Genomic DNA, 13,182 nt, shown 5'->3' on the forward strand with positions numbered 1-13,182 from the left:
TTCCTGATGCAGGGGGTCAGGCTTGCGGCCTAGGATAATAAGACTGTAGCGATCGCACTTCAAGGGCGTGACCACGTAGAGCCTCGATCGCGTCCGCTGCCGCGACGCTGGCGGCGGCCGTGGTGAAGCTCGCCACCTTGGCGCGCAAGGCGCTGGTGCGGATGGCCTTGCTGTCCTTGAGCGACTGCCACCCTTCGGTCGTATTGACGATCAGGTCGACGCCGCCATCGGTGATCCGGTCAACGATGTGCGGGCGCCCCTGCGCGACCTTGTTGACCGTTTCGACCGCGATGCCGCTTTCTTCGAGATAGCGTGCGGTGCCGCCGGTCGCGAGGATGGAAAAGCCCATGGCGGTCAGCTTGCGCACCGCCGGCAGGACCACCGGTTTGTCGCTGTCCTTGACGGATATGAAGGCCGTCCCGCCGGTGGGGAGGACGGTTCCGGCGCCCAGCTGAGATTTGGCGAAGGCCGTGGCGAAATTACTGTCTATGCCCATGACTTCGCCAGTGCTCTTCATCTCCGGCGAGAGGACCGGATCGACGCCGGGGAAGCGAGCGAAGGGGAAGACGGCTTCCTTAACTGCAATATGAGTCATAGAATTGCGGTCGATTTTTGGAAGGTTGCGGAGCTTCTCCCCGGCCATGACCCGGCTGGCGATCTTGGCGATGGGGGTGCCGATCGCCTTGGCGACGAAGGGGACGGTGCGGCTGGCGCGGGGATTGACCTCAATAAGGTAAACAATGCTGTCCTTTACCGCGAACTGGATGTTCATGAGGCCCCTGACGCTGAGCGCGCGGGCAAGGATGTCGGTCTGACGCTCGATTTCCGCGATCACCTCTTTCGACAGGCTGTATGGCGGCAGCGAGCAGGCGCTATCGCCCGAATGCACGCCCGCTTCCTCGATATGCTGGAGCACGCCCGCAACCACGACATCATCGCCGTCGCAGAGCGCATCCACGTCTACCTCGACCGCGTCGCGCAGATATTGGTCGATCAGCACGGGCGAGTCGCCCGATACCTGGACGGCGGTGGCGATATATTCCTCCAGCTGTGCCTGACCGTCGACAATCTCCATGGCGCGGCCGCCAAGGACATAGGACGGGCGCATGAGCACCGGATAGCCGATGCGATTGGCTACCGCGATCGCCTCCTCCCGGCTGCGGGCGATGCCGTTGGCGGGCTGACGGAGCTTCACCTTGTCGACCAACGCGGCGAAGCGCTCACGGTCTTCGGCAAGGTCGATGGCGTCGGGCGACGTACCGAGGATCGGGATGCCGGCATCCTCCAGCGCCTGAGCAAGCTTGAGCGGCGTCTGGCCGCCGAACTGGACGATGACCCCGGCCAGCGTCCCGTTCGACATTTCGACGCTCAGTATCTCCAGCACGTCCTCGGCGGTCAGCGGCTCGAAATAGAGGCGGTCGGACGTGTCATAATCGGTCGACACGGTTTCCGGGTTGCAGTTGATCATGATCGTCTCATAGCCGACTTCGCTGAGCGCGAAGCAGGCGTGGACGCAGCAATAGTCGAACTCGATCCCCTGCCCGATCCGGTTGGGGCCGCCCCCCAGGATCACGACCTTGTTGCGGTCGCTGGGCTGCGCCTCATTTTCCGGTTCGCCAAAGAGCGGGGCCTCGTAGGTCGAATACATGTACGGCGTCTTCGCCTCGAACTCGGCGGCGCAGGTGTCGATGCGCTTGAAGACGGGGCGGACGCCCAGCTTGTGCCGCAGCTTGCGCACTTCGGCTTCGGTCACGGCGCCCGTCATCGCCTTGACCGTTTCGTGGATCAGGCCCGATCCGCGCGCGATGCCGCCGTCACGCAAATTGGCCGACCGAAGCGCCAGATTGGCAAGACGCTGGTCGGAAAAACCCATCGACTTGAGGCGGCGCATGCCGTCCGCGTCCTGGGGCAGGCCGTTGCCGAGGATTTCCGCTTCGGCATCGACGATTTCCTTGATCCGCTCCAGGAACCAGGGGTCGAACTTGGCGATGCTGTGGATTTCCGCGACGGTGAGGCCTTCGCGAAGCGCCTGCGCGGCAACCAGCAGGCGATCCGGCGTCGGCTGCGCCAGCGCCGCGATGATGTCATCCTTGGGCGCACCGACCAGATGTTCGACTTCGTTGAAGCCGCACAGGCCGGTTTCGAGGCCGCGCAGCGCCTTCTGCATCGATTCATGGATGTTGCGGCCGATCGCCATCACCTCGCCCACCGACTTCATCGCGGTGCCGAGCAGCGGTTCGCTCCCCTTGAACTTTTCGAAGGCGAAGCGCGGGATCTTGGTCACGACATAGTCGATGGTCGGCTCGAAGCTCGCCGGGGTCGCGCCGGTGATATCGTTCTCGATCTCGTCGAGCGTGTAGCCGACGGCGAGCTTCGCCGCGACCTTGGCGATCGGGAAGCCGGTCGCCTTCGACGCCAGGGCCGAGGAGCGCGACACGCGCGGGTTCATTTCGATGACGATCAGACGGCCGTCCTTCGGATTGACCGCGAACTGCACGTTCGAACCGCCTGTTTCCACGCCGATTTCACGCAGCACCGCGATGCTGGCGTTGCGCATGATCTGATATTCCTTGTCGGTCAGCGTCAGCGCGGGCGCGACGGTGATGGAGTCGCCGGTGTGGACGCCCATCGGATCGACATTTTCGATCGAGCAGATGATGATGGCGTTGTCGTTGCGGTCCCGCACGACCTCCATCTCATATTCTTTCCAGCCGAGGAGGGATTCCTCGATCAGCACTTCGGTAGTGGGCGAAGCGTCGAGCCCTTCGCCGACGATCCGCTTGAACTCTTCCTTGTTATAGGCAACGCCACCGCCCGTGCCGCCGAGCGTGAAGCTGGGGCGGATGATGGACGGCAAGCCAGTGAATTCCAGCGCCTCCATCGCCTCTTCCATCGTGTGCGCGATGCGCGAGCGGGCGGATTCCAGACCGATCTTGTCCATCGCGTCGCGGAACTTCAGGCGGTCCTCGGCCTTGTCGATGGCTTCGGCGTCGGCACCGATCATCTTGACGCCATATTTCTCCAGCGTGCCGTCATTGAATAGGGCAAGCGCGGTGTTCAGCGCGGTCTGGCCTCCCATGGTCGGCAGCACCGCGTCGGGGCGTTCCTTTTCGATGATCTTCGCCACAATTTCGGGCGTGATCGGCTCGACATAGGTCGCGTCGGCAAATTCCGGGTCGGTCATGATGGTGGCCGGGTTGGAATTCACCAGGATGATGCGATAGCCCTCTTCCTTGAGCGCCTTCACCGCCTGCGTGCCTGAATAGTCGAACTCGCAAGCCTGGCCGATGATGATCGGGCCAGCGCCGATGATGAGGATGGAGGAGATGTCGGTTCTTTTAGGCATCTAGAATTTCTTCCTTAACCCGCTGCCATGAGCGGTTGTCGGGATAACGTTGCACTGAAGCTCGATAAGCAATCTCCAATCGAGCGCTCATCGGAGGAAGAGGCGGAGCATCCGGCCTGATAAAATAATCGCTCCAAGCGGGCTGTCTCTCAAGGCGTGCTTTGACAAACGAGCGACCGCTGTCCGTCAAGCCAATGCTCCTATCGGCGTTTTCGATTAGCCAACCGTAGGAGATCATTTCACTAATGAGTAGTTGCTCTAATCCGGGGTCCATCCAGCAGAAATCCGAACCGATCATCCGAGCGACACCGATGGGTTCCGGATCTGCGCCATCGAAATCACCAAGCATTTCATCGCGTGGATCAACGACCCCTAAATATTCTCCATCCTCGAAATCAGTCACTTCGACCATCAATGCACCGCCCCTGTCCGGGCCTCGCAACCCCAGCCGTCATATTCGACGCCGCAGAGGATTTCGATCTGGAGGCACTTCTTCGTCAGCGCGCGGATGGACGCTTCGTCGACCGCCTGCTCGGTTTCGAGGAACAGGTAGAGATCGCCCTCCTCATCCTCTTCGCGGTCGAGTTCGACAAAGCCGAACTGGCTGGCGATCGTCAGCACGCGCTCGAAATCCTTCTCGCTCCCGCGGAAGCTGACATCGACCGGGCGCGGAATGCGCGGCTTGTCGCCATTCTCGGCCAGATTGGCGAGAACGGCCTTGTCCGCCTCCCACTCCTGCGCGAGGCGGGCTTCGTCAACCGGGGGCAGGTTGAGGCTCACTTAAGCCCCTCGACGAAGCGCTGGAACAGGTAGAAGCTGTCCTGCGGGCCCGGCGAAGCTTCGGGGTGATACTGGACCGAAAAAGCCTTCCTGTCGATCAGTTCGATGCCGCAATTGCTGCCGTCGAAGAGCGACACATGGGTCGGCTTCACATTGGCGGGCAGCGTGTCGGCGTCGACCGCGAAGCCGTGGTTCATCGAGGTGATCTCGACTAGACCGTCCGACAGGCGCTTGACCGGGTGGTTGGCGCCGCGATGGCCCTGATGCATCTTGATCGTCCTGGCGCCAGCAGCGATCGCCAGCATCTGATGGCCGAGGCAAATGCCGAAGACGGGCTTGTCGGCTTCCAGAACCTTGCGGATCACGGGCACGGCATATTCTCCGGTCGCGGCCGGATCGCCGGGGCCGTTGGAGAGGAAGACGCCGTCGGGCTGCTGCTCCATCACCTGATCGAAGGTGGCTGTGGCGGGCAGCACGGTGACGCGGGCGCCGGCCTTCACCAGATTGCGGAAGATATTGTTCTTCGCGCCATAGTCGATCGCGACGACGTGGGGGCGTTCTTCAGTGGCTTCATTAACGCCATAGCCGAAGCCGAGCTTCCAGACGCCATCCTTCCAGAGGCGTTCCTTACCCGAGACTTCGATGGCGAGATCCATGCCTTCAAGGCCCGGCCACGCCGCAGCCTTGGCGGCGAGCGCTGCAAGGTCGAACCTGCCTTCGGGATCATGGGCGATCACCACATTGGGCGCGCCCTTGAGGCGGATCATGCGGGTCAGCGCGCGGGTGTCGACGCCGGCAAGGCCGATGCGGCCATTCTGTTTCATCCACTGGTCGAAGGATTCGACATTGCGGAAATTGCTGGGCTCAGTCACGTCCTGACGGACGACGCAGCCCAGTGCGAAGGGGTTTTCCGCCTCCACATCGTCCAGATTGGTGCCGACATTGCCGATATGGGGGAAAGTGAAGGTGACGATCTGCCCGGCATAGCTGGGGTCGGTCATCACCTCCTGATAGCCGGTCATTGCCGTGTTGAAGCACAGTTCGCCGACTGCTTCGCCGGTCGCGCCGAAACCGCGCCCGAACACAGCGGAGCCATCGGCGAAAACCAATACCCCTGTCGCTCCTTTGGGCACAATGAGGGTCTTGGCGTCAGCCATGGTCTTACGGTCCTTCTTATGCTTTTGCGGGAGCCCGTCTGCAGCGGGTTAAACGGCCGGTCACCTATGCCTTGCGCCCCTCGCGGTCAACCACTGTCAAAAATCTCTTTTCGCATTATATCGGGCTTTTTCCCGTAGCACAGGATTCGCATCGCCATGATTCGCGACACGGTAAAAAGCGCTCAGGTGGAAGCCATGAAGGCCGGGAACAAGGAACGGCTGGCTGCGGTGCGCTTGATCCTGGCGAAGCTGAAGGATCGCGACATCGAACTGCGGACCGCTTCGGCCGTGCCCGATGATGATACGGTCGTGGTCGAGGTGCTGCAGAAAATGGCCAAGCAGCGGCGCGAATCGATTGAGATGTTCAAGAGCGGCGGACGCGACGAGCTGGCCGCGAAGGAGCAGGCGGAGCTGGGCGTGATCGAAAGCTTCCTGCCGCAGCAGCTTTCCGAGGAAGACACCAGGGCAGCGATCGAAGCGATCAAGGCCGAAGTGGGCGCGGACAGCGTCAAGGACATGGGCAAGGTGATGGCTGTGCTGAAGGAGCGCCACGGAGCGGTCATCGACATGAGCAAGGCGAGCGGACTGGTGAAGGCGGTTCTTTCCTGATGCCAGGGGCTTATGAGCCTATCTCCCGCCTTTCTTGACGAGCTGCGCATGCAGACGTCGCTGTCCACCCTGATCGGGCGGACGGTGAAGGTGCAGAAGGCGGGGCGCGAATATAAGGCCTGCTGCCCCTTTCATAATGAAAAGACGCCCAGCTTCACGATCAACGACGAGAAGGGTTTCTATCACTGCTTCGGTTGCGGCGCGCATGGCGACGCGATCCGGTGGATGACCGATCATCGCGGACTGCCCTTCATGGAGGCGGTGAAGGAACTGGCACAGTCGGCGGGCATGGACGTTCCCGCCCCCGATCCGCGCGCGGCCAGGCGGGCCGAGCAGGCCAAGGGGCTGCACGACGTGATGGCGTCGGCACAGCGCTTTTTCGAGGAGCAGCTTGGCGGGGTAGACGGCTCAGGCGCGCGCGATTATCTGCACCGGCGAGGGATTGGCGACGCGACCCGCCGAACGTTCGGGTTTGGCTATTCCCCGGATGGGCGCGGCCGGTTGAAGACGGCGCTGGCCGACTTGGGCGAGCCGTTGCTGATCGAGGCCGGGTTGCTGATCGATCCCGAAGGGATCGAGGCCGGCAACGGTTCCGAGCGCAAGCGGGAGAGCTATGATCGGTTTCGCGGGCGGCTGATGCTGCCGATCCGCGACATTCGCGGACGGGTGATCGCCTTTGGCGGGCGCATCCTGGGCGCTGGCGAGCCCAAATATCTGAATTCGCCCGACACGCCGCTCTTCGACAAGGGGCGCACGCTCTATAATATCGACCGGGCTTCTCCAGCCAGCCGGCACAGCGGCCGGGTGATCGTGGTCGAAGGCTATATGGATGTCATCGCCCTTGCCCAGGCCGGGTTCGAGGAGGCGGTGGCGCCGCTGGGCACGGCGCTGACCGAACATCAGATCGAGCGGCTCTGGAAGATGGCGGACGTGCCGATCCTGTGCTTCGACGGGGACGCTGCCGGGCAGAAAGCAGCGATGCGCGCCGCCGCCCGCGCCTTGCCCATGCTGCGCCCGGGCATGAGCCTGGCCTTCGCCACCCTGCCGGGCGGGCAGGATCCCGACGACCTGATCCGGGCGGAAGGGCGGGGCGCCATGGAGGACGTCCTGGACGCCGCAGAGCCACTGGCGGAACGGCTGTGGGCGCATGAGCTGAACGCGGCGCCGCTCGATACGCCCGAGCAGCGCGCGGCGCTCAAGCAGCGGCTGTCGGCAATCACCGATACCATCGCCCATCCCGACGTGCGGGCTCATTATGTGCAGCTTTTCCGCCAGCGCTACGACGCGCTGTTCTTCGCCCGATCCGCGACGGGGGAGCGGACGAGCTTCCAGCGAGGCAGCGGGCCGCGCGCCGGCTGGCAGCGGGACCGGCGCGGCAACTGGAAACCTCCCCTTCCCCCCGCCGGAACGGAGGCGCGGGCGATCGGCGTCAGCGGCATGGAGCAGCGCCTGCTGCGCGCGATCCTGGCCAGCCTGCTGCGGCATCCCGACCAGATTGCGGCCCATCGCGAGACGCTGGCGGCGCTGCGGATAGGGGACCCAGTGATGGCCGCGCTGCTGCAGGCGATGATCGCGGCGTCCTTCGCGCAAGAAACAGTTGAAAGTGATGGCCTCCTTACCATATTGGGCCAAGGTGAAGTGTATAATATGGCGAAGGGGATGCTCCGGGCCGACACGTTCACATTCACCCCCCACAGGACGACCGCCGACACGAGTCGCGTACTGCGCGACCTGGAGGAGGCCATTCGGGTGATGGCGCAAGGACCGGAGTTGGAAGCGGCACTGGCGGAAGCCACCAGACGGGCGAAGGAAGACCTCAACGAGGAAACCTTCGCTGAACAGCAGCGGGTCTATCGGCTGAAGATGGATCATGATAGCCGCCTGGCGGAACTGGCGCAGTCCGACGACAGTATATGATGGATCATCCCGTCGGGATGGAATGCAAGGCGAATAAATGGCGAGCAAGGCGACAGGCAAGGGTCCGGGCGAGGATGTGGATACAGGTGACGCACCGCTGATCGATCTCAACGAGGCGTCGGTCAAGAAGCTGATCGCCCGCGCGAAGAAGCGCGGCTACATCACCTATGACGAGCTGAACGATGCCCTGCCGCAGGACCAGATGTCCTCCGAGCAGATCGAGGACATCATGGCTGCCCTGAATGAAATGGGCGTCAACATCGTCGAGAATGAGGAGGCCAGCGAGGATGGCGACGATCAGCGCGACGACAGCGACGACGATGCCACCGAAGATGGCGCCGAAGAGGATGGCTCCCCGCGCCCGGTAGCCGAGAAGAAGAAGGAGACGGTCGATCGCACCGACGACCCGGTGCGCATGTACCTGCGCGAGATGGGCGCGGTGGAACTGCTCAGCCGCGAGGGCGAGATCGCTATCGCCAAGCGAATCGAGGCTGGCCGGGACACCATGATCCTGGGGCTGTGCGAAAGCCCCACGACCTTCAACGCGATCATCGAATGGTCAACCGCGCTCAATAATGGCGAGATGCAGCTGCGTGAGATCCTGGATCTCGACGCGATGCTGTCCAAGGACCCTGCCCCGGAAAATCTGGAAGAGGGTGCCGAGGATGATGACGGCGAGATCAGCGAGAAGACCGCGGGCCCGAGCTTCAAGGATGAGGAGGAGCCTGAGGAAGAGCCTGCCGATTCCAATGAGGATGAGGATGATCTGACCGAGCGCCGCACTCGTCGCGTCGAGGAAGAGGATGAGGAGGACAACACCCTCTCGCTCGCGCAGATGGAAGAGACGCTCAAGCCCATGGCGCTTGAGAAGTTCGCGACCATCACGGAGATTTTTCGCGCTTTTTCCAAGGCGCAGGAAGCCCGCATGGCCGCGATGGGAAGCGGCGACAGCCTGAGCCAGAGTCAGGAAGACCAGTATCAGGATCTGCGCGAGCAGCTGACCGCCGAGGTCGAAAGCGTCCAGTTCCACCAGCAGAAAATCGAATATCTGGTCGACCAGCTCTATGCCTATAATCGGCGCCTGACAGCGTTGGGTGGGCAGATGCTGCGACTGGCCGAGCGGCACAAGGTGAGCCGCAAGGATTTCCTCGACCGCTACGTGAATCATGAACTGGACGATGGCTGGCTCGACAAGGTCAGCGGCCTGGACAAGAAATGGTCGGCCTTCGCCGCAGCCGAAGCGCGCGCGGTCGATCGCATCCGCAACGAAGTGAGCGAAATCGCGCAGGCGACCGGCATGTCCCTGTCTGAATTCCGCCGCATCGTGAACATGGTGCAGAAGGGCGAGCGCGAGGCGCGCATCGCAAAGAAGGAGATGGTGGAGGCCAACCTGCGGCTCGTCATTTCCATCGCTAAAAAATATACGAACCGTGGCCTGCAATTCCTTGATCTCATTCAGGAAGGCAATATCGGCCTGATGAAGGCGGTGGATAAATTCGAATATCGCCGCGGCTACAAGTTCAGCACCTATGCGACCTGGTGGATCCGGCAAGCGATCACCCGTTCGATCGCGGATCAGGCCCGGACCATCCGTATTCCGGTCCACATGATCGAGACGATCAACAAGCTGGTACGCACCAGCCGCCAGTTCCTGCACGAACAAGGCCGCGAACCGACCCCGGAGGAAATGGCCGAGCGCCTGTCCATGCCGCTGGAAAAGGTCCGCAAGGTGATGAAGATCGCCAAGGAGCCGATCAGCCTTGAAACGCCGATCGGCGACGAGGAAGATTCGCACCTGGGCGATTTCATCGAGGACAAGAATGCGATCATCCCGGTGGATGCCGCGATTCAGGCAAACCTCAAGGAAACAGTGACTCGCGTCCTGGCGTCCCTGACGCCGCGCGAGGAACGCGTGCTGCGCATGCGTTTCGGCATCGGCATGAACACCGACCACACTCTGGAGGAAGTGGGCCAGCAGTTCAGCGTGACCCGCGAACGCATCCGTCAGATCGAGGCGAAGGCGCTGCGCAAGCTCAAGCACCCGAGCCGCAGCCGCAAGATGCGCAGCTTCCTGGATCAATAGCCGGGCGGCGGGCCGTTTCCATGCAAAAGGGCGGCTTGCGGGCCGCCTTTTTTCTGGGCGTAAACCCCTCTTTTACCGCCTGCCCTTAAAGTCGCGGAGACGACCGCAATCGGCGCTTGCGGAGGCCATCCAGGGGTTAAGATGAACGAAGCAGCAGCACGCCAGTCAGCGGGCGACATATCCCGGATCCTGGAGACGCTCGTCACCGCAGACGGGACCGCCAACCATGATCACGCGAGCAGCGCGCGCGCCGGGATCGGCCGCGATGCGGTGCTGACGTTGCCCGACCTTGCCGACGCGGCCCATTATCTCTGCGTGCTTCATGGCCGTCATCCGGGCGTGGTCGACCATGCGGCGACTCGATCCGCCGACAATGCCGCGCGCGATTGGCTGGTCCGCGCCGCCGACGCCTTCGCACGAGAACGCGCCTATCTGACCCAGGTGACCGTGGCGCTCGGTCCGGCGCCCAGCACGGCAGGACAGAGCGACTGCGAGACGACCGTAAGCCAGCAGCGCCATGCCCTCGACATGCTTGCCCAGTCGGACCGACGCGGCTGCGCCATGGGCGCGGCCATCGCTCTCGTGCTTGACTGGCGCGCCGTTCGCCACGCCCTCGACGTTGCTGCAATTCGCGTCGGCACCGAACCCCATGGCTGCGACCTGCCCGAGTGGAAAACGACGCTGGCTGTCGCGCACGCGATCGGCGGAGATGATGCGACCGATCGCGCGATGCAGTTCGGCGCCCGGCAGCTGTTGAACCAGCATCGGGGGCTTTGGGACCTGCTGCAGGCCCGCGCCGAGATCCGTCGCCTCGCACGGTAGAGCATAAACGCATTGCGGGCATGATCCGCTTTCCTTACTGCCACGACAGCAAAAGGAAGCGGACGGACCACATGCGCTTTGAAGGTACGCAAGATTATGTTGCCACCGACGACCTGAAGGTCGCGGTAAACGCGGCCGTGCTGCTCCGCCGCCCGCTGCTGGTGAAGGGCGAACCGGGCACCGGCAAAACCGTGCTGGCGCAGGAAATCGCCAAGGCCCTCAACGCGCCGTTGATCGAATGGAACGTCAAATCCACGACCAAGGCCCATCAGGGGCTTTATGAATATGATGCCGTCGCCCGGTTGCGGGACGGACAGTTGGGCGACCCGCGCGTCCATGAGATTTCGAACTATATCCGCAGGGGCAAGCTTTGGGAGGCCTTCACCTCCCCCACCCTGCCCGTCCTGCTGATCGACGAGATCGACAAGGCCGACATCGAATTTCCCAACGACCTGTTGCAAGAACTCGATCGCATGGCCTTCCATGTCTATGAGACGGGCGAAACGGTCGCAGCCCAGGAGCGGCCGGTGGTCGTCATCACGTCCAACAATGAGAAGGAACTGCCCGACGCCTTCCTGCGCCGCTGCTTCTTCCACTATATCAAATTCCCGGACCGTGAGACTATGCAGGCCATAATCGACGTGCATTTCCCCGGCATTCGGAAGATCCTGGTCAGCCGCGCGCTGGAGATATTCTATGAGATCCGCGACGTGCCGGGGCTCAAGAAGAAGCCTTCGACCAGCGAACTGCTCGATTGGCTGAAGCTGATCCTGAATGAGGACATGCCGCTTGAGATATTGCAGGATCGCGACCCGACCAAGGCAATCCCACCGCTGCACGGCGCGCTGCTGAAGAATGAGCAGGATATCATGATGTTCGAGCGGCTGGCCTTCATGGCCCGGCGGCAGGGACGCTAGGCGTCCATCGATGAGCCATCAGGCAGGATGCCTTTGCGGCGCGGTCCGGATCAGCATCGAGGCGGAGCCGATGGCGGCCCGGATGTGCTGGTGCCGGCTCTGCCAATATCTGGGCGGTGGGTCGGGCACCGTGAATGTCTGCTTCCCGTCCGACAAGGTCACCACCAGCGGCGCGGTAAAATGGCATGATAATGTCGCAGATAGCGGCAATCGCATGCGAAGGGGCTTTTGCCCCGAGTGCGGAACACCGCTCTTCAGCATTGCCGAATCGCGTCCGCATCTGACGTTTATTCGGGCGGGTGCGCTTGATGACCCGGCCATTTTGGGGCCACAGGCCATAATCTGGACCGAGGCTGCGCCAGATTGGGCGCATTTTGATCCCGATCTGCCACACTATCCGGCGCAGATTCCGCCTGTGGCCTGAATTGGACGCTTGCGCTCTGCCTGCATTTCCGCTCCACTTTCCTCAACGAACATTCAAGCCGCGCAAAGACGGTGTGAAGTCGGGGAAGGATGCCAATGCTCAATCGCGCGTTGTCTGTAATGTCGGTCGTCCTCGCGCTCGGGACGCCTGTTCTGGCGCGCGCAGCTGAGGCCTCGGGCGCCTGGACGCCTCTGGAAAGCGCAATACGCGCGGACGCCGCCGGGATCAGCTTGCCACAGACGGTTGCCGGCCTTTCCCTGTCAAAGAGCGGCGAAGCGTCCAACGGCGGCAAAAGTGTCGACAATTATGCCCAATATCTGTCCGACGATGGCGTGATACAGGCGACGCTGTACGTATATCTGCCGAGCTATGCCGACGCTTCGATTGCTGCCTATATGACCGACAAAGCCGTCATGGAACGTTTTGGCGCAAAGACCCGGCGCACGAGCTATGAGGCCGTGGCGCTTGCCGGGCGGCCGAAGAGCGCCATTCGTGCCGTCTATGACGATGCGGCGGATGGTGCGCTGACCACCGCCGCCGCCTTCGTCCATGCAGGACGTTGGATCGTCAAGCTGCGCGTGACCGGGCCGGCTGAGCGGCGGCAGGATGTGCTGGCGGGACTGGATGGCATGCTCAACAACCTGCGATTCGATCAACCGCGGGACATACGGACCACCAGACCTGCCCAATTCGCGGCTTGCCCCCGCCAGGGCGCGGACGATACGGGTGCCCCTGCCCCTGTGACTAGCACTGCGACGCTGCCACGCGACGGCGATGGTCCACTCTGTATCCGGGATCGGGTGCTGGCCACGAGCGGAAGCTATGACGTGCTGCAGCAGCCCGGCGTCCAGGGCAGCGCGGTGATCGTGCCGGTCGATGACGCGGGGACTATTTTGGCGTTCGATCCGTCAGCGGCGGGCCATGGCTATCAACTTTCCATCCACGCGATCGGTCAGACGGAATTGTTCGGCACGTACGAAAAGGTGCCGGGCGCTCCGCAGATCGCGGAGATACTGGACGGGAAGGACCCGCAAACGGCGCAGGCGCGGGCGACGGCGGTATATGCCGCCAATGGCGAGGTCACCACGCGGGCGGGAGGCGCGACGGCTCGCTGATCAGAGGCGGCC

The 13,182-nt window shown here is 62.8% G+C and carries 11 protein-coding genes; 7 read left to right on the top strand and 4 right to left on the bottom strand.

Annotation, left to right across the window (positions count from 1 at the left end; genetic code table 11):
- Positions 1-16: 16 nt before the first annotated feature.
- From carB to carA, 4 genes are read right to left on the bottom strand one after another with little or no spacing between them, the layout of a single operon-like run.
- Positions 17-3,346, bottom strand: coding sequence for a carbamoyl-phosphate synthase large subunit (gene carB / locus AAC640_RS00675; RefSeq protein ID WP_340264147.1), 3,330 nt, complete (start codon positions 3,344-3,346; stop codon positions 17-19).
- Positions 3,339-3,758 (bottom strand): hypothetical protein, encoded by a 420-nt coding sequence (locus tag AAC640_RS00680; RefSeq protein ID WP_340264148.1) that lies wholly within the window; start codon positions 3,756-3,758, stop codon positions 3,339-3,341. The genes carB and AAC640_RS00680 overlap by 8 nt, the downstream gene beginning before the upstream one ends.
- On the bottom strand, positions 3,758-4,126 hold the full coding sequence (locus AAC640_RS00685) for a ribonuclease E inhibitor RraB (protein ID WP_340264149.1): 369 nt from the start codon (positions 4,124-4,126) through the stop codon (positions 3,758-3,760). The genes AAC640_RS00680 and AAC640_RS00685 overlap by 1 nt, the downstream gene beginning before the upstream one ends.
- Positions 4,123-5,283, bottom strand: a complete 1,161-nt coding sequence (gene carA, locus AAC640_RS00690) for a glutamine-hydrolyzing carbamoyl-phosphate synthase small subunit (RefSeq protein WP_340264150.1) — start codon at positions 5,281-5,283, stop codon at positions 4,123-4,125. The genes AAC640_RS00685 and carA overlap by 4 nt, the downstream gene beginning before the upstream one ends.
- Before the next feature lie 156 nt (positions 5,284-5,439).
- On the opposite strand from carA, the gene AAC640_RS00695 reads away from it, so the two are divergent.
- The 7 genes from AAC640_RS00695 (at position 5,440) to AAC640_RS00725 (ending at position 13,170) form a co-directional block, all read left to right on the top strand.
- Positions 5,440-5,892 carry a GatB/YqeY domain-containing protein gene (locus AAC640_RS00695; RefSeq protein WP_340264151.1) on the top strand — a complete coding sequence of 151 codons (453 nt, stop codon included), beginning with the start codon at positions 5,440-5,442 and terminating at the stop codon, positions 5,890-5,892.
- Positions 5,893-5,904: 12 nt separating this feature from the next.
- Positions 5,905-7,809, top strand: coding sequence for a DNA primase (gene dnaG / locus AAC640_RS00700; RefSeq protein WP_340264152.1), 1,905 nt, complete (start codon positions 5,905-5,907; stop codon positions 7,807-7,809).
- Between the two features lie 37 nt (positions 7,810-7,846).
- A complete protein-coding gene (gene rpoD, locus AAC640_RS00705) occupies positions 7,847-9,892 on the top strand; it encodes an RNA polymerase sigma factor RpoD (RefSeq protein ID WP_340264153.1) in 2,046 nt (681 codons plus the stop codon).
- A gap of 141 nt (positions 9,893-10,033) precedes the next feature.
- The gene (locus AAC640_RS00710) at positions 10,034-10,714 is read left to right on the top strand and encodes a DUF6975 family protein (protein ID WP_340264154.1); all 681 of its coding nucleotides are present in this window, start codon (positions 10,034-10,036) and stop codon (positions 10,712-10,714) included.
- A 71-nt stretch (positions 10,715-10,785) separates the two neighbouring features.
- Positions 10,786-11,631, top strand: coding sequence for an AAA family ATPase (locus AAC640_RS00715; RefSeq protein ID WP_340264155.1), 846 nt, complete (start codon positions 10,786-10,788; stop codon positions 11,629-11,631).
- A 10-nt stretch (positions 11,632-11,641) separates the two neighbouring features.
- Positions 11,642-12,055, top strand: coding sequence for a GFA family protein (locus tag AAC640_RS00720; protein ID WP_340264157.1), 414 nt, complete (start codon positions 11,642-11,644; stop codon positions 12,053-12,055).
- A 95-nt stretch (positions 12,056-12,150) separates the two neighbouring features.
- Entirely contained in the window at positions 12,151-13,170 is a 1,020-nt protein-coding gene (locus AAC640_RS00725; RefSeq protein WP_340264158.1) for a hypothetical protein, read from the top strand.
- Positions 13,171-13,182 lie beyond the last annotated feature (12 nt).

The organism is Sphingobium mellinum (assembly GCF_037860795.1).
GTDB lineage: Bacteria > Pseudomonadota > Alphaproteobacteria > Sphingomonadales > Sphingomonadaceae > Sphingobium > Sphingobium mellinum.

Coding starts and splice junctions, on each gene's coding strand:
- AAC640_RS00720 (WP_340264157.1), top strand. CDS start 11,642: ATGAGCCATCAGGCAGGATGCCTTTGCGGCGCGGTCCGGATCAGCATC.
- dnaG (WP_340264152.1), top strand. CDS start 5,905: ATGAGCCTATCTCCCGCCTTTCTTGACGAGCTGCGCATGCAGACGTCG.
- AAC640_RS00715 (WP_340264155.1), top strand. CDS start 10,786: ATGCGCTTTGAAGGTACGCAAGATTATGTTGCCACCGACGACCTGAAG.
- carB (WP_340264147.1), bottom strand. CDS start 3,346: ATGCCTAAAAGAACCGACATCTCCTCCATCCTCATCATCGGCGCTGGC.
- carA (WP_340264150.1), bottom strand. CDS start 5,283: ATGGCTGACGCCAAGACCCTCATTGTGCCCAAAGGAGCGACAGGGGTA.
- AAC640_RS00680 (WP_340264148.1), bottom strand. CDS start 3,758: ATGGTCGAAGTGACTGATTTCGAGGATGGAGAATATTTAGGGGTCGTT.
- rpoD (WP_340264153.1), top strand. CDS start 7,847: ATGGCGAGCAAGGCGACAGGCAAGGGTCCGGGCGAGGATGTGGATACA.
- AAC640_RS00725 (WP_340264158.1), top strand. CDS start 12,151: ATGCTCAATCGCGCGTTGTCTGTAATGTCGGTCGTCCTCGCGCTCGGG.
- AAC640_RS00695 (WP_340264151.1), top strand. CDS start 5,440: ATGATTCGCGACACGGTAAAAAGCGCTCAGGTGGAAGCCATGAAGGCC.
- AAC640_RS00710 (WP_340264154.1), top strand. CDS start 10,034: ATGAACGAAGCAGCAGCACGCCAGTCAGCGGGCGACATATCCCGGATC.